Annotated in this window: 24 protein-coding genes; 9 read left to right on the top strand and 15 right to left on the bottom strand. The window is 64.6% G+C overall.

What is annotated here, in order from left to right; all coding sequences use genetic code 11:
- Positions 1 to 2: 2 nt before the first annotated feature.
- From NCT05_RS34800 to NCT05_RS34770, 7 genes are read right to left on the bottom strand one after another with little or no spacing between them, the layout of a single operon-like run.
- Positions 3 to 1,292 (bottom strand): MSMEG_0569 family flavin-dependent oxidoreductase, encoded by a 1,290-nt coding sequence (locus NCT05_RS34800; protein ID WP_250442205.1) that lies wholly within the window; start codon positions 1,290 to 1,292, stop codon positions 3 to 5.
- 30 nt (positions 1,293 to 1,322) lie between these two features.
- Positions 1,323 to 1,607: an MSMEG_0570 family nitrogen starvation response protein gene (locus tag NCT05_RS34795; protein WP_250437867.1), complete on the bottom strand. Its 285-nt coding sequence runs from the start codon at positions 1,605 to 1,607 to the stop codon at positions 1,323 to 1,325.
- A gap of 22 nt (positions 1,608 to 1,629) precedes the next feature.
- On the bottom strand, positions 1,630 to 2,580 hold the full coding sequence (locus tag NCT05_RS34790; protein ID WP_250504466.1) for a sll0787 family AIR synthase-like protein: 951 nt from the start codon (positions 2,578 to 2,580) through the stop codon (positions 1,630 to 1,632).
- A complete protein-coding gene (locus tag NCT05_RS34785) occupies positions 2,577 to 3,137 on the bottom strand; it encodes an MSMEG_0567/Sll0786 family nitrogen starvation N-acetyltransferase (RefSeq protein WP_250504465.1) in 561 nt (186 codons plus the stop codon). The genes NCT05_RS34790 and NCT05_RS34785 overlap by 4 nt, the downstream gene beginning before the upstream one ends.
- 1 nt (position 3,138) lies before the next feature.
- Entirely contained in the window at positions 3,139 to 4,209 is a 1,071-nt protein-coding gene (locus tag NCT05_RS34780; RefSeq protein WP_008345724.1) for an MSMEG_0568 family radical SAM protein, read from the bottom strand.
- Complete coding sequence (locus NCT05_RS34775; RefSeq protein WP_033535685.1) at positions 4,202 to 5,209, bottom strand: Nit6803 family nitrilase; 1,008 nt, start codon at positions 5,207 to 5,209, stop codon at positions 4,202 to 4,204. Before NCT05_RS34775 ends, NCT05_RS34780 begins: the two co-directional genes overlap by 8 nt.
- Before the next feature lie 5 nt (positions 5,210 to 5,214).
- A complete protein-coding gene (locus NCT05_RS34770) occupies positions 5,215 to 5,697 on the bottom strand; it encodes an MSMEG_0572/Sll0783 family nitrogen starvation response protein (protein WP_008345727.1) in 483 nt (160 codons plus the stop codon).
- Between the two features lie 401 nt (positions 5,698 to 6,098).
- Between NCT05_RS34770 and NCT05_RS34765 the strand changes: the two genes are divergently transcribed.
- Positions 6,099 to 7,490 carry an aminotransferase-like domain-containing protein gene (locus tag NCT05_RS34765; protein ID WP_008345729.1) on the top strand — a complete coding sequence of 464 codons (1,392 nt, stop codon included), beginning with the start codon at positions 6,099 to 6,101 and terminating at the stop codon, positions 7,488 to 7,490.
- A gap of 14 nt (positions 7,491 to 7,504) precedes the next feature.
- Here NCT05_RS34765 and NCT05_RS34760 read toward each other — a convergent pair whose 3' ends face one another.
- Complete coding sequence (locus tag NCT05_RS34760) at positions 7,505 to 8,716, bottom strand: DUF2252 family protein (protein ID WP_250437863.1); 1,212 nt, start codon at positions 8,714 to 8,716, stop codon at positions 7,505 to 7,507.
- Positions 8,717 to 8,778: 62 nt separating this feature from the next.
- The gene (locus NCT05_RS34755; RefSeq protein WP_250504464.1) at positions 8,779 to 9,798 is read right to left on the bottom strand and encodes an FUSC family protein; all 1,020 of its coding nucleotides are present in this window, start codon (positions 9,796 to 9,798) and stop codon (positions 8,779 to 8,781) included.
- A gap of 158 nt (positions 9,799 to 9,956) precedes the next feature.
- Between NCT05_RS34755 and NCT05_RS34750 the strand changes: the two genes are divergently transcribed.
- Positions 9,957 to 11,084, top strand: coding sequence for an L-dopachrome tautomerase-related protein (locus NCT05_RS34750; RefSeq protein WP_250504463.1), 1,128 nt, complete (start codon positions 9,957 to 9,959; stop codon positions 11,082 to 11,084).
- 18 nt (positions 11,085 to 11,102) lie between these two features.
- On the opposite strand, the gene NCT05_RS34745 is transcribed toward NCT05_RS34750, so the two are convergent.
- The 3 genes from NCT05_RS34745 to NCT05_RS34735 all read right to left on the bottom strand — a co-directional run bounded on the left by NCT05_RS34745 (position 11,103) and on the right by NCT05_RS34735 (position 12,319).
- On the bottom strand, positions 11,103 to 11,321 hold the full coding sequence (locus tag NCT05_RS34745; RefSeq protein WP_250437860.1) for a hypothetical protein: 219 nt from the start codon (positions 11,319 to 11,321) through the stop codon (positions 11,103 to 11,105).
- A gap of 110 nt (positions 11,322 to 11,431) precedes the next feature.
- The gene (locus NCT05_RS34740; protein ID WP_008345740.1) at positions 11,432 to 11,776 is read right to left on the bottom strand and encodes a response regulator; all 345 of its coding nucleotides are present in this window, start codon (positions 11,774 to 11,776) and stop codon (positions 11,432 to 11,434) included.
- A gap of 105 nt (positions 11,777 to 11,881) precedes the next feature.
- A complete protein-coding gene (locus NCT05_RS34735) occupies positions 11,882 to 12,319 on the bottom strand; it encodes a CBS domain-containing protein (protein WP_033535648.1) in 438 nt (145 codons plus the stop codon).
- Positions 12,320 to 12,459: 140 nt separating this feature from the next.
- Between NCT05_RS34735 and coxB the strand changes: the two genes are divergently transcribed.
- The 7 genes from coxB to NCT05_RS34700 are packed head-to-tail and all read left to right on the top strand — an operon-like array spanning position 12,460 to position 18,845.
- Complete coding sequence (gene coxB, locus NCT05_RS34730) at positions 12,460 to 13,416, top strand: cytochrome c oxidase subunit II (RefSeq protein ID WP_250504462.1); 957 nt, start codon at positions 12,460 to 12,462, stop codon at positions 13,414 to 13,416.
- On the top strand, positions 13,413 to 15,335 hold the full coding sequence (gene ctaD, locus NCT05_RS34725; protein WP_250504461.1) for a cytochrome c oxidase subunit I: 1,923 nt from the start codon (positions 13,413 to 13,415) through the stop codon (positions 15,333 to 15,335). Before coxB ends, ctaD begins: the two co-directional genes overlap by 4 nt.
- On the top strand, positions 15,332 to 15,961 hold the full coding sequence (locus NCT05_RS34720) for a cytochrome c oxidase subunit 3 (protein ID WP_175982175.1): 630 nt from the start codon (positions 15,332 to 15,334) through the stop codon (positions 15,959 to 15,961). The genes ctaD and NCT05_RS34720 overlap by 4 nt, the downstream gene beginning before the upstream one ends.
- On the top strand, positions 15,958 to 16,293 hold the full coding sequence (locus NCT05_RS34715; protein WP_033535647.1) for a hypothetical protein: 336 nt from the start codon (positions 15,958 to 15,960) through the stop codon (positions 16,291 to 16,293). The genes NCT05_RS34720 and NCT05_RS34715 overlap by 4 nt, the downstream gene beginning before the upstream one ends.
- A complete protein-coding gene (locus tag NCT05_RS34710; RefSeq protein WP_250504460.1) occupies positions 16,272 to 17,198 on the top strand; it encodes a cytochrome c oxidase assembly protein in 927 nt (308 codons plus the stop codon). The genes NCT05_RS34715 and NCT05_RS34710 overlap by 22 nt, the downstream gene beginning before the upstream one ends.
- Before the next feature lie 4 nt (positions 17,199 to 17,202).
- On the top strand, positions 17,203 to 17,565 hold the full coding sequence (locus NCT05_RS34705) for a c-type cytochrome (protein WP_008345748.1): 363 nt from the start codon (positions 17,203 to 17,205) through the stop codon (positions 17,563 to 17,565).
- A 2-nt stretch (positions 17,566 to 17,567) separates the two neighbouring features.
- The gene (locus tag NCT05_RS34700; RefSeq protein WP_250437854.1) at positions 17,568 to 18,845 is read left to right on the top strand and encodes a c-type cytochrome; all 1,278 of its coding nucleotides are present in this window, start codon (positions 17,568 to 17,570) and stop codon (positions 18,843 to 18,845) included.
- Positions 18,846 to 18,851: 6 nt separating this feature from the next.
- On the opposite strand, the gene NCT05_RS34695 is transcribed toward NCT05_RS34700, so the two are convergent.
- The 3 genes from NCT05_RS34695 to NCT05_RS36900 all read right to left on the bottom strand — a co-directional run bounded on the left by NCT05_RS34695 (position 18,852) and on the right by NCT05_RS36900 (position 19,473).
- Entirely contained in the window at positions 18,852 to 19,025 is a 174-nt protein-coding gene (locus NCT05_RS34695; RefSeq protein WP_008345750.1) for a hypothetical protein, read from the bottom strand.
- Between the two features lie 72 nt (positions 19,026 to 19,097).
- Complete coding sequence (locus NCT05_RS34690; RefSeq protein ID WP_008345751.1) at positions 19,098 to 19,301, bottom strand: CsbD family protein; 204 nt, start codon at positions 19,299 to 19,301, stop codon at positions 19,098 to 19,100.
- Positions 19,302 to 19,347: 46 nt separating this feature from the next.
- The gene (locus NCT05_RS36900; protein WP_284507644.1) at positions 19,348 to 19,473 is read right to left on the bottom strand and encodes a hypothetical protein; all 126 of its coding nucleotides are present in this window, start codon (positions 19,471 to 19,473) and stop codon (positions 19,348 to 19,350) included.
- Positions 19,474 to 19,640: the final 167 nt, after the last annotated feature.

Raw genomic sequence — 19,640 nt, 5'->3', positions numbered from 1 at the left:
CTTTACGCGCACGCGATCGACGCGCGCTCCGGCGCGTTTGCCCGCTCGGCGCACACCGCATCGACGATGTATTGCGCATCGCGCGCCACGCCGGAGAAGCGGCCCGAGCCCCACGTATGCAGCCACGGCAAGCCGACGAAATAAAGGCCCTTCACCGCCGTCACGCCGCGCGTATGCGATGGATAACCGCGTCCGTTGAACACCGGCGCATCGAGCCACGCGAAGTCCGGCGTGAACCCTATGCACCATACGATCGATGTGATCCCGCTCGCCTGCAGGTCGAGCTCCGCGCGCTCTTCCTGCGGCTGCCAGATGGGTACATAAGGCGCGGCGGGAGGCGCGTCGATGCCGTGCTTCGCGATGAAACCGTCGATGCTCGCGTTGATGCGGTTATAGGTATCGTCGGCGTCATCGAGATTCGCGCGCAGGTTGGTCGCGAAACGCAGCTTGCCGTCACGGAAGTCTTCGAGCCGGCCAAACAGTTCCATGCCTTCGAGCGCGAAGCGGCGCAGATCGATGTCGCGTCCGCCGTCGCGGCCCGTGACGTAATGATTGGTGTTGTCGCGCACGCCTTCGCGCAGCGGATGATCGGTCACGGGCATGTCGTAATAGCGCATGTCCGCGAGCCAGTCGACGACATCGCGACCGCGATGAAACCGCGCGCAACGCGGCGCCTCGCCGACCGCGAGATGAACCTTGCGTCCCGACAGATGCAGATCTTCCGCGATCTGCGCGCCTGACTGACCCGAGCCGACGACTAGCACCGCGCCGGGCGGCAGCGCACCGGCGTTGCGATATTCCGATGACTGCACCTGCACGATGTCAGCGGGCAGACGCTCGGCCATGCGCGGCACGATCGGCGTGTGATAGCCGCCCGACGCGACCACGATCTGATCCGCCGTGAACGCGCCGCGCGTGCTCGTCACGGCGAAGCGTCCTTGCGCGTCGCGCGTGACGCGCGTGACCGCCGCGCCCTCGAGCACCGGCGCATTCACCTTGGCGATGAACGCATCGAGATAGTCGATGATCTCGTCCTTCTTCATGAAGCCGTGCGGGTCCGCGCCCTGATACGGATGCCCCGGCAACGCGCATTGCCAGTTGGGCGTCACGAGGCAGAACGTGTCCCAGCGCTGCGTGCGCCATGTGTGCGTGACGCTGTGCTTCTCCAGCACGAGATGATCGATGCTGGCCTGCTTCAGGAAGTAGCTGGCCGAAAGCCCGGCCTGTCCGCCGCCGATGACGATCACGCTGTAATGCGCCGGCGCGGTCTGTGCTGAATCGATGTTCGACATATTCAATCCCTCTACCATTCGACAAGTGAGTCAATCGAGCGCCAGCACGGTGACGCGTGCCTCGTGCGCTTCGCTGAAGCGGCTCGCATCCTCTTCGATGCGCGCAAGCTGATCGAGCGCGGCCGAGCACGCGAAGCCGTATTTCTCCCGCACGCGCTCCGAGCCGATGTGCAGCGCCTCGCGCGAACGCGCGACGAAATCGCCGACGCTATAGCTTTCGCCTGCCGCGAAATACTCGCCGACGACCGTCGAAGGCGAATAGCAGCTCGCCTCGACGCCGTCGGGCCAACGAATCAGAAAATGCATCACTGGCATGGTGTAGCCTCGGTTGCGGGGTTCATCGCGCGCATATGAACGGCGCCTCGTGCAGGTTCCATAGCAACGCGGCATCGCCGTCGCGCGTCAACACGACTTCACGCGATGCATCCACTTCGCCGATCACCGCGCTCGCGAGGTCGCGCGAAGCAAACCGCGCGAGCACTTCATCGACCTGTTCGGGACGCACGGACAGCACGAAGCCGAAGCTCGGAAACGCCGTGAGCCAACGCTCGAAATCGACGCCTTCGGGACAGGGCAACGCATCGAGATCGATGCGCGCGCCGGCCTTCGAGCATTCGAGCAACATCAGCGCGGTGCCGAGCGCGCCCGCCATGCTGATGTCCTTCGCGGCATCGCACAGGCCGTCTTCGGCTAGCGCGGGCAGCAGTTCGTAATCGCCGCGCGCGCGGCCAGCAGGCGCGCTCACCGATGCATTCCAGAACGGATAAGGCTCCTCGAAACGGCCGCGCAAATCGACGGCCATCACCAGCGCATCGCCGGGGCGCGCGTCGAAGCTCGTCAAAAGCTTCCTGGCCCGCCCGACGATCGCCACCGCGAGCTGCGCGCCGTCGCTGCGCACGTTGCTATGGCCGCCGACGATCGGCACGCCATACGCCGACGATGCCGCCGCCATGCCCGCGAGCACCTCGGATGCCGCTTGCGCGTCGCCGCTCCACAAGGCATCGACGACGGCGAGCGGACGTCCGCCCATCGCGTAGATATCGCTCACGTTCACCATCACGCCGCTGTAGCCCGCGAACCACGGCATCGCGCGCACGAAGTCGCTCACCAGCCCTTCGATGGCGAAGAGCAGATAGCCGTCGCCATCGGGAATCGCGGCGCAGTCGTCGCCTATCGGCACGGCCTGAGCGCCTTCAGGCAGCCGCGACAACACGCCCGAGATATCGCTCTTGTGACGAAAGCCGCGACTCTCGCGCAAGCGTTCGACGAGACCGGCCAGCGCGTTCACGACGGCCTCCGCGCCAGCGCGACGAATCCGCTTTGCGGCGTGACGCACGGCGGATACGCATCGAGTTGCGCGCGCATCAGATGATGCGGGCGGCCGAAGAGCGTCTCTTCCCGCTGCGTGTCCCAGCGCAGACGCCGGAAAAGCGGCACGTTCTGCGCCTGCACATGCGCGAGAAAAGTCTCGCATCCGAGCGCGTGTGCGCTCGACACCGCGAGCCGGATCAGCGTCGAGCCGATCTTGCCGTGCGAACGGAAAGCGGCGTGCACGGCGAGCCGCGAGCCGAGCCACACGCGCGGCTGCGTCTCGTGGATGCGTACCGTGCCGACGACCTGCTCCGGCATGCCTGCGACGCAACTCAGCGCAACGAGCAGTTGCGCGCGTTCGTCGATCTCGTCGCGATCGTCGCCGGCGAACACGCCCTGCTCGATGCAGAACACCGCGCGGCGCAGCTTGTACGCTTCATCCGCTTCCCACGGCAGCGTCGCCCACTTGACGCGATATTCGACCGGCGTATAGGCAAGATCGAATGCATCGCCCTCGATGGCTTCGACGAACATGTCACACCTCGTACGAAGAAAGCGACGAGCACGCGCCGCATTTGCCGCAGCCCGCTTTGATATCGGCGGAACGCATGTTGGCGTTTGCGAGCATCGCGCCGATGGGCGCCAGCACCGAGCGCATGAATTCGGGCGTGGGCGCGGGATGATCTTCGAGCGGCGTGCCGCTGATCGGCACGAAGGGCACGACGAACGGATACACACCGAGCGCGATGAGCTCGCGCGCCGTATCGACGATGGCCTGCGCGCTGTCGCCGAGCCCCGCGAGAATGTACGTGCTCACCTGTCCGCGTCCGAATACGGCGACCGCCGCCTCGAAGGCTTCCATGTAACGCGCGACCGGCACCGTCGCCTTGCCCGGCATGATGCGTTCGCGCACGGAAGGCGTCACCGCTTCGAGATGCATGCCGAGCGTGTCGATGCCGCTTGCCTTCATGCGCTCGAACCAGCGATCGTCGTCGGGCGGCTCGCATTGCGCCTGGATCGGCAGATCGACCGCGGCCTTGATCGCGAACGCGCTTTCGCAAAGGATCTGCGCGCCGCGATCGGATGTGGGCGGCGTGCCGGTCGTGAGCACCATATGCTTGACGCCATCGAGAAGCACGGCTGCGCGCGCGACTTCGGCAAGCTGCTCCGGCGTCTTGCGCGCGATCGTGCGCCCCGCCGCGAGCGACTGGCCGATCGCGCAGAACTTGCACGACTTGCGCCGGCTCTCGTAGCGGATGCAGGTTTGCAGCACGGTCGTCGCGAGCACGTCGGCGCTATGCAGCGTCGCGATGTGCGAGTAAGGCACGCCGTCGAGCGTCTGCATCGCATAGAAGCGCGGCGCCTTCGGAAAGCTGATGCTCGCGATCGGAATGGTGTTGCGCATCAGCGCGCTTTTGCCGTTCGCATCGGGCTCCCCGGCGACGAACGGCGATTCCCACGCGGTGCTCGTATGCACGGGCACCATGATGGTCACGCCATCGACCGTGACCGCCTTGTGATCCGACGGTCCCGCGCCGCCGCGCCGGCTCGACACGCCCGCGCGCGGATCGACGAGCCGCAGGCCCGTCGACTGAAGCTCAGTCATCAATTGCCGTGTCGATGCCGGCAGGTTCTCTCGGGCGCTCATCGTGTTCGGTGTCCTTGAAGGAAGTGACGGGCGATGCCGGGCGATCGTTGATCGCGAGGCTCAGCAGTTCGGGCCGTGCGTAATGACCGACCGAATCCATCATGCGTTTGCGCTTCGTGATGAGCGCCATGTCGAGATCGGCGATCACCATGCCCTCGCCTTCGCGCAAAGGCTCGGCGAGATGCTGGCCTTCGGGCGAGACGATCGCCGTGTTGCAGCCGCCGCGCAGCGCGCGTTGCAGATTCGGGTCGGGCGTGACGGCTTCGATCTGCGCATCGGTGAGCCAGCCCGTCGCGTTGACGACGAAGCAGCCCGATTCGAGCGCGTGATGGCGGATCGTCACTTCGATCTGCTCCGCGAAGATCGGACCGACCAGCGAGCCGGGGAACTGGCTGCAATGGATCTCTTCATGCTGCGTCATCAGCGCATAGCGCGCGAGCGGGTTGTAGTGCTCCCAGCACGCGAGCGCGCCGACTCGTCCGACGCCCGTTTCGACGACCTTGAGACCGGCTGCGTCGCCTTGTCCCCAGATCATGCGTTCATGAAACGTCGGCGTGATCTTGCGGCGCTTGAGCAGCAGCTTGCCGTCGGTATCGAAGATGAGCTGCGTGTTGTACAGGCTGCCGTGATCGCGCTCGTTCACGCCGAGCACGACGACCATGTTCGCGAGCCGCGCGTGTTCGGCCACCGCCTGCGTGACCGGCCCCGGCACCACGACCGCTTCCTCGTAGAGCTTCATGTGATCCGCGCCCGATGCCACCGGCGCGCGCACGAACGAGAAATACGGGTAATACGGCACGAAGGTCTCGGGGAACACGATGAGCTGCACGCCCTGCGCCGCGGCTTCGTCGATGGCCGTGCAGACGCGGTCGAGCGTGCCGTTCGGACGCTCGAAGTCCGGCGTGATCTGCACGGCGGCGGCGCGCACGATGCGCTTTTTCGAAAGGGCATCGGCCATGATCGTCACACGGTCCACGTATGGATGACGAGCGCATTCTCCTTGCGATGAAGCAACTGGAGATCGAGCACGTCGAGCGGGTTGATCGGACGAATGCCTTCGATCAGCGAGGCTTCGCCGTGTCCGTAAAGCGCCTGCAATGCGAAGCGGCACGCGTACACCTTGCCGCCTTCGGCCATGAACTTCTGCAGTTGCTTGTTGAAGTTGAGATGGCCGGGGAAGGCTTCGTCGCCGAGCGTCGGAAAACCGCGTTGCAGACCGAGCGTGACGCCGGGACCGTAGAGCAGCACCGACGTATCGAAACCCTTGCGTTGCAGACGCGTGGCCTGCAGCATGTTCACGAAGCCGATCGAGCCTTCGAACGCAACCGTATGAAACGTGACGAGCGCCTTTTCGCCGGGTTCGGCCTTCACATCCTCGAAGACTTTCTCTTCGTAGTCGACCAGAAAGTCGCCGTTCTTGTGAAGCGGTTGATTGACTGCGGGCATGGCATTCTCCGATGTATGGGTTCGCGAACGAGCCGTCGCTCTCGATCGTGGTCGATCGCATTCATCGCGACGGCGAACGCTAAAACGCAACGGATATGCCAATGATTGGCCCGCGAAATGCGATCACTTTGCAATCAAGCAAAACGATCTTGCATGCGCGAAGCGAAAATTTTTTGCGGAAGCCTTGATTCACGGGCCTTCGCGACGCGCCGCCTCGCTCATGCCCGCCTACCCCACGCACGATTTCAGCGCAGAAAAGCGTGTGCATGGTGCGCGGCACACCGAAGCCGTGCATCGATGCGATCAATGCAATCAAGTGCGATCAGCGCATGCGATCTCTTTTCGATCGATTGTTTTGTCATGCTAAGGTCATCCGAACCATCGCCGGAGACATCGCGGTCATGAATCAGCTTGCGCATCACTGGGTCAGGAAGCTCGAAGACAGCAGAAAGCCCGCTTATCTGACGATTCCCGATCTGATCGAGGAAGACTTGGCGAGCGGCCGGCTTCGTCCGAGAGACCGGCTGCCCGGTCTGCGCGACCTCGCCGATCTGCTCGGGCTCAACTACACGACCGTCGCGCGCGCGTATGCCGAAGCGCGCAAACGCGGCCTGCTGGATTCACGCGCGGGCAGCGGCACGTTCGTGCGCGGCAGGACGCAGACCTTGCCGCTCGCGGGCGGCAGCAGTGTCGAGATGTCGATGAACATGCCACCCGAACCGCCCGCGCTCGCGGCGCGGCTGCGTGCATCGGCGGCGAGTCTGATGGAACGCGCCGATCCGTTTCAGTTGCTGCGCTATCAGGATTTCGGCGGCACGACGGCGGATCGCGTTGCGGGCCGCGAGTGGCTCAAGGCGCGCATTCCCGATGTCGATGTCGATACCGTGCTCGTCTGTCCCGGCATTCATGGCGCGCTCGTCGCGCTCGTTTCGCAGCTTGCGCGGCCGGGTGAAATGATCTGTCTGGATTCGCTCGCTTATCCGGGGATCAAGGCGATCGCATCGCAACTGGGCGTGCGTCTGCAAGCCGTGTTGCGCGACGATGAAGGGCCGCTGCCGCATGCGTTCGAGGCATTGTGCCGAACGGAAAAGCCCGGCGGCTTCTATTGCAATCCGACCTTGCAGAATCCGAGCACGTTGACGTTGACGCGGCAGCGGCGCGAAGCGCTGGCCGATGTGGCCTTGCGTTATAACGTGCCGATCATCGAGGACGAGCCTTATGGCATGTTGCCTTGCGATGCACCCGCCACGCTTGCCGAACTCGCGCCCGAACTGACGTATCACGTAACCGGCTTATCGAAGACGCTTGGCGCGGGGTTGCGTGTCGCGTATCTGAAGGCGCCGACGTCGCGGCAGACTCAGCGCATCGCGGGAGCGTTGCGGGCGACGTCGGTCATGCCGAGCCCGTTCACCGTGCTGCTCGCAACGCAATGGATCAACGATGGCACCGCCGCCGACGTGCTCGATTCCATTCGCGATGAAGCGGCGGCGAGGCAGGCTATCGCGTCGGCGGAGCTTCGAGGTCTCGCCTTCGACGCGGATCCGCAAGGGTTTCATCTCTGGCTGCCCGTGCCTTCGATGTCCGACTGGAGCGCGCCGGAACTCGCGTTGCAGTTGCGCAATCAAGGCATCGGCGCGGTGGCCGGCGCCGCGTTCTCTACCGATGGCAATCCGCCGAATGCGCTGCGGCTGTGTCTCGGCGGGCCACAGGATCGCGAGGATTGCCGCGAAGCGCTAAGGCGCGTGGCGGACATGATGGCCGATCCGCATCATCTGCATATGCCGATGCTTTGAAGCGATGCGTACCCTCACGCGTCGGTCGCGTAACGACGGCAATGCTCGAGGTAGCCCGCTTCGTGGCTGCTCACCAACTGCACGATGCTGTTCCAAAGCCATAGCGGCGCGTCGATGGTCTTCGATCGATTGCGGCCGAGTTCGGCTCGCCACTCGCGCTTCGTTGCGTCGTCCATCTGACGCGCATGCGCCTTGCCTACGACACCCGCGAGATAGTGCGCGACGTGCATCGCGTCATCCTTGCCGAGTTGCTCGATCTCGAGTTTCATGTCCTGCGGCAACAACTCGCGGATCACCACGCCGCGATCGAGCAGGCGGGCCGCGCGCATGCGTTCACCGAGAAACGGCGACAGGTTTCGCGCGCCTTCGAGGACGCGCAAGGCGTTGTCGCGCGGCATCGCGACGTCGTCGTAACGGGGCGCGGCGGCCTTCACGCCTTCCTTGATGTCCATCAGACACAGGTCGTCGCCTTCGACGACGCCACCATCGACATCGAGCAGGACCGCATAACGCAGACGGCCGAGCGAGCTGCAACCCTTCACCCAGTACGCCGCGTCCAGCACGACGATCTCGCCCGAATCCTTGCGTCCCTTCAGGCTCGTCGGCAGGCTTGCGATGTCCTCATCGGCGAAGAGCGCTTCGATCGCCTTTCGCTCGTCTCCGGCAAGCGGCCAGAAGCGTTTGCCCAAGGGAATCGTCGGATGCAGGTCCTCGATGCGCTCGCGCGCGAGATGCTGCCACGATCGATGCACGGCTTCCTTCATCGTCACGTGAACGGGTTCGGGACGCTTGATGTCGATGACTTCATCCGCGAATGCCGATTCATATCCTGCGGCCAGCGCCTCGATCATTCGCACGACGTTCAGCCCCGACAACGATGATCCGCGCGCAGCCGTCGCAAGCGACAAGCCCAGACGAACGACGTCATGCACCGGGTTGCCGATCACCGTCTGATCGAGGTCGCGAATCTGGATTTCCACTTTGCCTTTGGCATTGGCAATCGGTCCGAGATTGCCTGTGTGGCAGTCGCCGCAAATCCACACCGCCGGGCCGCGAGGCAACGAATCGCCGTTCGCCTCCATCACCCACTCATAGAATCGTTCGGTATTGCCCCTGACGTACGCGTGCGGCGAGCGCGCCATTTTGCAACGGCGCAGTTCGGTCAGAAGCGCCTGCCGGTCATCGGGCGCGGGCATGCCTTTGTTCGCTTTGCTGTTCTTGCTCATATCCGATCGCCGTAGGTGGTCGGAAGACAGAGCAGATGGTGTGCCGTCGTCTTGCAAACGGCTTACGCGGATCGATCGAAGCGTGTTTCCAGCACGCCGGCGATATTTGCCAGATTCGCCTTGATCTGTTCCAGTGCGAACGACAGCGTCGACAACGCCTGCAACTGCCGTGAGTCGTTCGCGTAGCCGAGAATCACGTTCGCGATATCCGATTGGACGGCAGCGGACGCATCGTTCAGCGGCCCGAGGAAGCGTTCGGCAGGCGGCAGCGGTGCGCCGCCGCGCATCCATGCAGCCAGTGCCTGCAGATAGCCGCTTGCGCAATCGCGCACGAGTTCGATGCGCTCCGCGAGCGGCTCCGTTTCCTCGTTCGTCAGCCAGCCGCATTGCGATTGCCCGATGCGATCGAGCAGCACCAGTCCATGCCATAGCGTTTCGAAAGCGACGAGCGCGGCGCCGAGCGACGATCCGGTTTCGAAGCGCGCGCGCACGCGCGTCTCGCCGCAGACCGCGCGCGCTTCGACGAGATGGCGAAGAAAGCGCTCATGCAGCGCATCGACGCGTTCGCGGTTTTCGAGCGGACCGAGGATCGGCATCGTCGCGAGCAACGCACGGCAGTCATCGAGAAGCTCGCCCATGATCTCGAAGGCGCGCGAACGCGACAGTTGCGGCCACACGCTCGACGACACACCGATGCCGATGACCGCGCCCAGCGCGATCGCTTCGGCGCGCGACACCGCGCCTGCAACGCCCGCCGATGGTTCGAGCGCGAGCGCCGCCGCCACGACGATGCTGTAGTTCGTCGTCGGGAAGAGCGTCGACGCAAGGCATGTGACGAGCGTCGCAAGACCGAGTCGCGGGAAGGCATCGGCGGCATCGGGAAAGAAATGCAGCGTCGCGAGGCCCACCACGGTGCCGATTGCCGCGCCGATCATCTGGCCTACGCCGTACTTGAGGCTGCGGTCGAAGCTCACCTGCAGCGCGAACAGACTGGAAAAAACGCCCCACGTTGTACTCGATGAACCGATGAAATTCATGCACGCATACGTCAGCACGCTCGCGATGAGCGATTGCACGCACATGCGCAGCGCATCGAACCGGCCGATGCGTCGGGGGCGTCTTCGTATGATTGTCAATTCGGCTTGAGTCGCTGAGAGGTTTGCACGATGCGAGCATCGCCTGTGCCCATGCCACGGCATTGCGATTGCTGAAATGGCGCATCCCCGAATCGGAGCCGATCATGAGACCGCTCGTCAAAACCCTCCTCGTTCTGAGCCTCGCCGCCCTCTCGCCGATGGCCAGCGCAGAGGAAACCGCCAGCCGACACGACCGGCAACGCGGCGATGCCAGGCTTCGGCTCGTCGCGACCTTCGAGCATCAAGTGACCGGCGTCACCGTGACGCCCGATGGCCGCACCTTCGTCAACTTTCCGCGCTGGACGGAAGACGCGCCGATATCCGTCGCCGAGCTCGGCAGCACCGGCGATCTGCGACCCTATCCCGATGCCGATTGGAATAGCTGGCGCAATTCACGTCGCGATGAAGTCACGCCGCAGGATCACTGGGTCTGCGTTCAGTCCGTCGTCGCGGACAAGCGCGGCAATCTCTGGGTCATCGATCCGGGTGCGCCGGCGCAGTCGCTCGTCGTGCCGGGCGCGCCGAAGCTCGTGCAGATCGATCTGGCATCGAACCGCGTCGCGCATGTCTATTCGTTCGATGAAACGATCGCACCGCAAGGCAGCTATCTCAACGATGTCCGCCTCAGCCCGGACGGCCGCTTCGTCTATATCACCGATTCGGGCGTACGCGGCGCGATCGTCGTTGTCGATACGGCGTCCGGCTCGGCGCGCCGCGTGCTCGACGGCGACCCGAGCACGCAGGCCGACAAGAGCGTGACCGTGAAGGTCGACGGCAAGCCGCTGCAGCAGACCGACGGACGGCGCGTGAGCTTTTCCGCCGACGGCATCGCGCTGACGCCCGATGGGCGCTATCTGTACTGGCAGGCGGTGAAGGGCAAGACGCTGTATCGCATCGCGACCGACGCGCTTCAGAACGCGCAGTTGAGCGCGCAGCAGGTTTCGTCGCGCGTCGAAGCGGTCGGCATCGACGGTCCCGCGGACGGTCTCTGGTTCGACGAGCGCGGACGGCTTTACGTGTCGTCGGTCGAACATCACGCGATCCGCGTGCGTGACGGCGATCGCTTCACGACGCTGCTGCGCGACAAGCGTCTCGTCTGGCCCGACACGTTCTCGGAAGGCGCGGACGGCACGATCTACGTCACGGATTCGCGCATTCCCGACATGAGCTGGTTCGACCCGCAAAGCCCCGTCGCGTTACCGACGCGGCTCTATGCGCTCAGGGGACGCTAGCGAATGCCGTCTTCGTCGCTAGCTGACGAAGACGATCTCCTGAACATATGAACTGCTGCAAGTGAAATGGGCGATGCGTCCGATGCGCAAGTGAAGAAGCACTTGCTCGAGTCCTTGGACTTCCCTGCCGTCCTTCTGCTGGCCGACGACGTTCGCGCGGCTCGCCTCGGGCCCGTTGCGCTTCAGATCGATGATGCGGCGGATGGCGCCCTGCGTGTTGGTGAAGTATCGGTTCATGAAGGCAGCACGTGCGTTGTCGTGCTGCGATCGTAGCGTCGCTCACCTCAAGCGAATGTTATGCAGGATACGTAGCCGCGCGATCCGCGCAACGTCGCACGCACGGCGCCTCAGCAGCTTCGTATGACATCCGTGAGTTCCGATGCGGTAACGGGCTTGCGCAGATAGCCGTCGAATTGACGCGATGAATCCATGTCGAATCCGCGCGTACCGGTCACCGCGACGATGCACGCCTCCGTCGATGCGCCCGCGCAGCGCACGAATTCGCAGAGCTTGCGTCCGTCGATATCCGGCAAGCCGATATCCATGAACACGGAGTCGTAGCGAGTCTGGCCTGTCATGCGCAGCGCCTCGCCGCCGGTACGCGCGACGTCCGCGTGATGGCCGAGCGAGGCGGCCAGTTCGGCGAATGCCGCGGCGACGTTTGCATCATCTTCGACGAACAGAAACAGCATTGTCGATTCCGGCCGATTGCGGCCGGCTCCCGGTGTTTGAAGGGACGCGCATCCTGTCGCAACGCGAGCAAATCCCGTACCGCTCGGACGGACCTCGACACGACGCTATTTCGGTTCATCGCGACTCGGCACGGACGGCGTCGATATCGCGCCGAGCGTCGACGCAACTTCGCCGTCCGACCATGTCGCGATATCTCCCAGCGCAAGCATCCCGACGAGTTGCTTTTCTCCGTTCACGACGGGCATACGGCGTATCTGCAACCGTTCCATCCGGCGCATCGCGTCTTCGATATCGTCGCTCTCGAAGCACCATTCCACCGGCTCGCTCGCCACTTCCTGCACGGCGCACGAAGCATCCTTGCCCGCCGATACCGCGCGAACCACGATATCGCGATCCGTCACGACGCCCTTGAGCCGCGTGCCGTCGCATACCGGCAGCGCGCCCACGTTCAATTCGTCCATCAGCTCGGCCGCGCGGCGAATCGTGTCGCCCGACGCGATCGCCTGCACGTCTCGTGTCATTACATCGGCTACCTTGGTCATGACATTCTCCCGTCTGAATCACGCTGTTCTCGCGATGAGAGAAACAGCATCCGTCATGCCCTCGTCTCGCGTCAGCGTGCGGCACGCCGATTGCTAATCAGGTCGCACGTCCGCTTTCTGTCCATAGAGACGATGCACCCATGCAAAGCGCATTGACGCCCGCGGGCATTCAAGCCAGCCGCATTCTCGACCTGTGGCATCTGACGCTGGCCGTCTGCTGCGTTGTGTTCGCGGCGATTCTGCTCGCGTGTCTCATCGCGATGATGCGCGCGCCTCGCGCGAATCGCGCAACGCCTGCGGATCTCTCCGCTGTCGGGCATCGCGAGCCGCGCGTGCGCTTCTGGGTCGTCGCCGCGACGGGCGTGTCCACCTTTCTGCTCTTCGGTCTCGTTCTCGCCGATGTCCTCACGGACCGCGCGCTCTCGCGCCTGCCCGTCGACAACGCGTTGCGCATCGAGATGACGGGTTATCAATGGTGGTGGCAGGTGCGCTACGCGAACGATGGCGACGCGCCCGGCTTCACGCTCGCCAACGAACTCCATGTGCCGGTCGGACGGCCGGTGGTCGTGTCGCTGAAAGCCGCCGATGTGATCCACACGTTCTGGGTGCCGAATCTTCATGGCAAGAAAGACATGATTCCCGGCCGCGATGCGACCATCGAGTTTCGCGCGGACAAGGCGGGCGTGTATCGCGGACAATGCGCCGAGTTCTGCGGTTACGAACACGCGTTGATGGCGTTTCAGGTCATCGCCGATCCGCCTGCACAGTATGAAGCGTGGGCGGCCCGTCAGCGCCAGCCGTCCATCGCGCCATCGGACGACATCGCCGTGCGCGGCCGCGACGTGTTCATGAGCCAGGACTGCGCGCGCTGTCACACCGTGCGCGGCACCGAAGCGCAAGGCACGATCGGCCCCGATCTCACGCATGTCGCGAGCAGGCAGTTCATCGCGGCCGGGACGCTTTCCAACAATCGCGGCAATCTCGCCGGATGGATCGTCGATCCGCGCGCGCTCAAGCCCGGCACCGTCATGCCGCCGACGCGCCTGCCGCCCGCCGATCTGCAAGCGCTGCTCGTCTGGATGGAGACGCTCAAATGAGTGAAGCACCGCTGACAGACGGTCCGCACGCATCGCCCGAAGTGCGCGATGCGCTCGCGAAAACCTGGAGCGATCCGCCGGGCTTCATCGGCATGTTGAGCGCGGTCAATCACAAGACGATTGCGCGACGCTTCATCGTGACGACCTTCGTGTTCTTCGTGCTCGCAGGCTTGCTCGCACTCGCGATGCGCACGCAGCTCGCGCGTCCGGATCAGCGGCTGATCGGCCCGAACCTCTACAACGAACTCTTCACGATGCACGGCACGACGATGATGTTCCTCTTCGCCGTGCCGGTGATGCAGGCCGTCGCCGCGTACCTCGTGCCTTTGATGATCGGCGCGCGCAGCATCGCATTTTCGCGCATGAACGCGTATGCGTATTGGGTGTTCCTGTTCGGCGGCTTGCTGCTGTTCGCCGCGCTCGCCGTGAACACCGCGCCGAACACCGGCTGGTTCAGCTACGTGCCGCTCGCCGGTCCCGACTACTCGCCGAACAAGGGCACGGACATCTGGGCGCAGATGATTACCTTCACCGAGCTTTCCGGCCTGCTCGAAGCGGTGGTTCTCATCACGACGATCTTCAAGCTGCGCGCGCCCGGCATGTCGCTCAACCGCATGCCGCTCTTCGTTTGGGCGACGCTCGTCACGCAGTTCATGGTGATCTTCGCGATGCCCGCCGTCATGCTGTGCAGCACAGCGCTGATTCTCGACCGCCTCGTCGGCACGCATTTCTATAACCCGGCGAAGGGCGGCGACGTTTTGCTGTGGCAACACCTCTTCTGGTTCTTCGGCCATCCCGAGGTGTATCTGATCTTCATTCCGCCGCTCGGCTTCATCTCGTCGATCATTCCGACGTTCGCGCGCCGCCCGATATTCGGCTATCCGGCGATGGTGCTGTCGCTCATCGCCACGGCGTTTCTCGCCTTCGGGCTGTGGGTGCATCACATGTTCGCGACGAACATTCCCGAGCTCGGCAAGAGCTTTTTCACGGCGGCGAGCCTGATGATCGCGATTCCATCGGCGATACAGATCTTCTGCTGGATCGGCACGCTATGGACCGGCAAGCTCAATCTGCGTGTGCCGCTATTGTTCGTCCTCGCGTTCTTCTTCATCCTCGTGATGGGCGGCATGACCGGCATCATGGTCGCGTCGGTGCCGCTCGACCTCCAGGTTCACGATACGTACTTCGTCGTCGCGCATCTGCATTACGTGCTGCTCGGCGGCGCGGTGTTTCCGCTCTTCGGCGCGTTCTTCTACTGGTTTCCGAAATTCGCGGGACGCTTGCTCGACGAGCGGCTCGGCAAGTGGCAATTCTGGCTGTTCTTCATCGGCTTCAATGTGACCTTCTTTCCGATGCATCTGCTCGGACTCGAAGGCATGCCGCGGCGCGTGTGGACGTATCCGCACGGCATGGGCTGGGACGGCATGAATTTCACGGCGACATTCGGCGCTTATATGATCGCGTTGAGCGTGCTGCTTTTCATCGTCAATGTCGTGAAGACGATGCGCAGCGACGAACGCGCCGCCGCCGATCCGTGGGGCGCGGGCACGCTCGAATGGAGCGTGCCGTCGCCGCCGCCGCCGCATAACTTCGATGCGATTCCGGTCGTGCACGGACGCGATCCGCTGTGGGAGCCGTCCGCGCAACCGGCCTTCGTCGCGGGTCTCGCCGCCGATGCGCGCGAAGTGCTCGTGACGAGCGTGCTCGATGCGCAGCCCGATCATCGGCCGATGTTTCCAACGCCCTCTCTGTGGCCGTTCGCAAGCGCCGTCGCCACGACGATTCTGTTCATCGGCTCGATCTACACGCCGTGGGCGATCGTATGGGCGTCGCTGCCGGTCGCCGTGGCGATGATCGGCTGGTTCTGGCCGAGTCGCGGCGAGAACCGGCTCGCGGTCGCGCGGGAGCGCCGGCCATGAACGCCGAAACGCGCCGCGAAGCGCACGGCACCGGCGAGCTCGTGCTCGACGTGCGCGCGTTGCCGACCTTCGCCTTCAGTCACCGCAGCCTCATGTGGTGGAGCACGGCCGGCCTGATGCTGATCGAAGGCACGGTGTTCGCCATCGCGGTGATGATGGTCTTCTATCTGCGCACGCGCGCCCCCGCCTGGCCGATGGCGGCCGAGCCACCGCGTCTTTTCTGGGGCACGCTCAACACGGTCGTGCTGCTCGCCAGCCTGTGGCCGAACCAGCTCGCGAAGAACGCGGCGGAACGTGGCGATCGCCGGAAAGCGGCGATCTGGCTCGCGGTGTGCCTGGTCGCATCGGTGATTTTCCTCGTGATACGCGGATTCGAATTCGCATCGCTCAACGTGAGCTGGTACGCGAACGCGTATGGCTCGGTCATCTGGCTACTGCTCGGTCTGCACACGACTCACCTCATCACCGATACCGTCGATACGGCCGTGCTCACGGTGCTGCTCTTTACGGGGCCGTTCGAGGGCAAGCGGCTCGTCGATGTCAGCGAAAACGCGCTCTATTGGTACTTCGTCGTGTTGAGCTGGCTGCCGATCTACGGCGTCATCTATTGGGCGGCGCGGCTATGAAAACCTGGCTCGCGCTGCTCGGCGCTCCGTTCATCGTTCTCGCCTGTCTCAGCTTGAACTACGCGCTGGTGACGCCCGCGTGCCGGCTCGGAGGCCATGCGTTGCTCGACGGCGTGAGCGGCGCGAGCGCGATCGTCTGCGTGGCCGCGACGCTGCTCGCATGGCAGCGCTGGCGCGACGCGCGGCGCAAACTCGCCCTGCCGACGCCCGATACCGGCGACCGTCCGGCACGCGCCGGTTTCATCGCGGCGGTGGCGGCCGGTGTGGGCGCGCTGTCGGTGCTTTCCGTGATCGCGATTTCGATACCGCAATGGCTACTGTCCGCCTGCTGAAATGCGCGCTGCCTTGCGTGCTCCTGTCGTCCGCCGATGCGTATGCCCACGTCGCAGCGACGGAGGCATCGCCGCTCGCGTGGACGTTCGAGCCGTGGATCGTCGCCGTGCTGGCGGCGAGCCTGACGCTCTATCTCGCCGGCTATCTGAAGCTGCACAAGCGCGGCGCGCAAGGCCGTCGCGAGCGTACCGCGAAGCTGATCGCGTTCGCCGCCGGATGGTCGACGCTCGTCGTCGCGCTGGTTTCGCCGCTGCACGCATTGAGCGAATGGCTCTTCTCCGCGCACATGCTGCAGCACGAGCTCTTCATGCTCGTGGCCGCGCCGCTGCTCGTCATCGGCCGGCCGCTCGCCGTGTGGCTCTGGGCGTTTCCCGCGAACGCGAGAGCGCGCATCGGCGCGGCGACGCGTTCACGCTGGATCAAACTGCCATGGCGCTTCCTGACCTTGCCCGTCGTCGCGTGGACGTTGCACGCCGCCGCGCTGTGGTGCTGGCACGCGCCGCGCTTCTTCGAGGCGGCGCTCGCGCGCCCCGGCATCCACACGCTTCAGCACGCCAGTTTTCTGGCGAGCGCGCTGCTGTTCTGGTGGACGGTGTTCGGCCGCGCATCGGAAGCGCAGAGCGCATCCAATGCCCACGCGATGCTTTCCCTCTTCACGACGATGGTCCACACCGGCGCGCTCGGTGCGCTGCTGACGCTCGCGCCGGGTGTCTGGTATCCGTCGTGCATCGAGACGACGCGCGCCCTCGGCTTCGATCCCTTGCAGGATCAGCAACTCGGCGGTCTGGTGATGTGGGTTCCGGGCGGGCTTGCGTATCTGATCGGCGGATTGCTCGTCGGCGCGCGCTGGCTGATGCGGCGGCCGCCGCCGCGCGCCGTCGCCGACGTGGCCAGCGAAGGATGAGCACATGCACACGACTCCGATCGCGCTCCTTCTGATCGCTACGCTCGCCGCTTGCCAGGGCAAGCCGCCTTCGGCCGACGCGATCACCGGCGGCAATCCGCGACACGGCCTCGATGCGATCCAGCGTTACGGCTGCGGCGCGTGTCACCGGATCGACGGCGTGCCGGGCGCTTACGGCAAGGTCGGACCGACGCTGCAAAACATCGGCGAGCGGGCTTATGTCGCGGGCAAGCTGCCGAACACACCGGAGAATCTGCAGACATGGATCCGCTTTCCGCAGCGCATTTCACCGCAGAGCGCGATGCCCGATCTCGGCGTCGGCGAAATCGATGCGCGTGACATCGCCGCATACCTGTATCACCAATAACGATGAACGTATCCCGCTTCCTCTCCGTTCTGCTTCTGTGGCCGCTCGCCGTCATGGCGGACGACAGGGCGTCGCCATCGCCCGAACTGATTGCGCGCGGCGCGTATCTCGCCAAAGCCGCCGACTGCGCCGGATGCCATACCGCGCCCTCGAACGGCGCGCCGTATGCGGGCGGGCTCGAGATGACGTCGCCGTTCGGCACCATCGTCAGCAGCAACATCACGCCGGATCGCGAGACGGGCATCGGCACATACAGCTACGAGGACTTTGCGAAGGCGTTGCGCGAGGGCGTCGCGCCGGGCGGCAAGGGGCTTTATCCCGCGATGCCGTATCCGGCGTTCGTGAAGATCAGCGACGACGATCTGCGCGCGCTCTACGCCTACATGATGCATGGCGTGCCGCCCGTGAATCACCGGCCGCCGGAAACGAAAGTACCCTTTCCGTTCAACCAGCGCTGGGCGTTGCCTCTGTGGCGCATGGCGTTCGCGCCGAAGCAGCGGTTTGAACCGCACGCCGATCGCGATGCGAGCTGGAATCGCGGCGCCTATCTCGTGCAGTCGCTCGGGCATTGCGGCTCGTGCCACACGCCGCGCGGGATCGCATATCAGGAACGCGGATACGACGAGTCATCGAAAACGTTCCTCTCCGGCGGCGTCAACGACAACTGGTTCGCGCCGAATTTGCGCGGAGATTCCGGCTCGGGGCTCGGGCGCATCGCGCAGGACGATATCGCCGCGTTTCTCAAGACGGGCCACGGCGCGGGCATGGCCGCATTCGGCAGCATGGTCGAAACGATCGAGGACAGCACTCAATACCTGACCGATGACGATCTGCGCTCGATCGCCGTCTATCTGAAGACGCTGCCCGCGACCGGCGCGGCGGACGGCGTGTTCGATCCGTCGCTTGCGTCGCCGGGACGTCTCAAGACGCGCGCGCCCGACGTTGCGCCCGAACAGGGCGCGGCGGTCTATGCGGGGTTTTGCGCGCAGTGTCATCGAAGCGATGGCAAGGGCGTGCCGAATGCGTTTCCCGCGCTGGCGGGCAATCCCTCGGTCATCAGCGAAGATACGACCTCGCTGATCCGGCTGCTCGTCGAAGGCGGCAACAGCCCCGCGACGATCCACGGCCCGCCACGTCAGGCGATGCCGCCCTTCGCCGGACGCCTCACCGACGTACAGATCGCGCAAGTGCTCACGTATGTGCGCGCGTCGTGGGGCAACGACGCGCGCCCGGTCACGGCCAACGACGTGGGATCGTTTCGCGCGACCATCCACAAATGACGTGCGTTACTCCGGCGTGCCCGCGCCCTCGTTCGGCTTGACTTCGGAAAGGTCGTCCTTCCGCACTTCGGCTTCGCGCACGGTCGTGCCTTCGTCGTCCGTTTCGGAGACATCGGTGGTGAAGGTTTCGTCGTCGGAGGGCTTCTGGTCCTGTCCGCTTTGCTGGGATGGCGTGCTCATGTTCGATGCTCCTTACGGTTACGGCGGCCGCACCATACGGCCACTCTTGTTTCAACGCTTGCGCGCTATCGATTACTCGTTGGTCGGATCGCCCGGGTCTTCCACGCCCTTTTCGATGTTGTCCTTCTGATCGCCATAGTCCTTGCGATTGGCGCCGTTGGTAATTTCGACATCGCCTTTCACCTTGCGATCTTCATTGCCCGTCACGGTGCCGATGGCCGTATCGGTCCAGCCTTTGATCTGTTCCTTGATCCCTTCCCTTTGATCCTTGTTCATCGTGTGCTCCTGTGTGATGGACAAATGGCGATGACAGCCGATGCCTTCAGCGTGCCGCGCGTCCGCGAATCAGCGCCGCGATCGCGAAGCCTGCGCCGAGCGCGACGTAGGTCATCGCGAGCGAGCGCTTCGACAGATGAGCTTCGAAGCCGGGCGTGACTCGTTTGGGCACGGCGTGGTAATCGACGACATAGGCGACGAGCGCGGTCGTCGCGGCGGGGGGGGGGGGGGGGGGGGGCGGGGGGGGGGGGGGGGGGGGGGGGGGGGGCCCCCCCCCCCCCCCCCCCCCCCCCCCCCCCCCTATGGGCTGTGTGTTATACACAAAAAACTAAACAACAC

It is taken from the genome of Caballeronia sp. AZ7_KS35 (genome assembly GCF_023631045.1).
In the GTDB taxonomy this organism is placed as follows: Bacteria; Pseudomonadota; Gammaproteobacteria; order Burkholderiales; family Burkholderiaceae; genus Caballeronia; species Caballeronia zhejiangensis.
The sequence above is the reverse complement of the archived record's forward strand: the minus strand, read 5'-3'. Positions and strand labels throughout refer to the sequence as shown.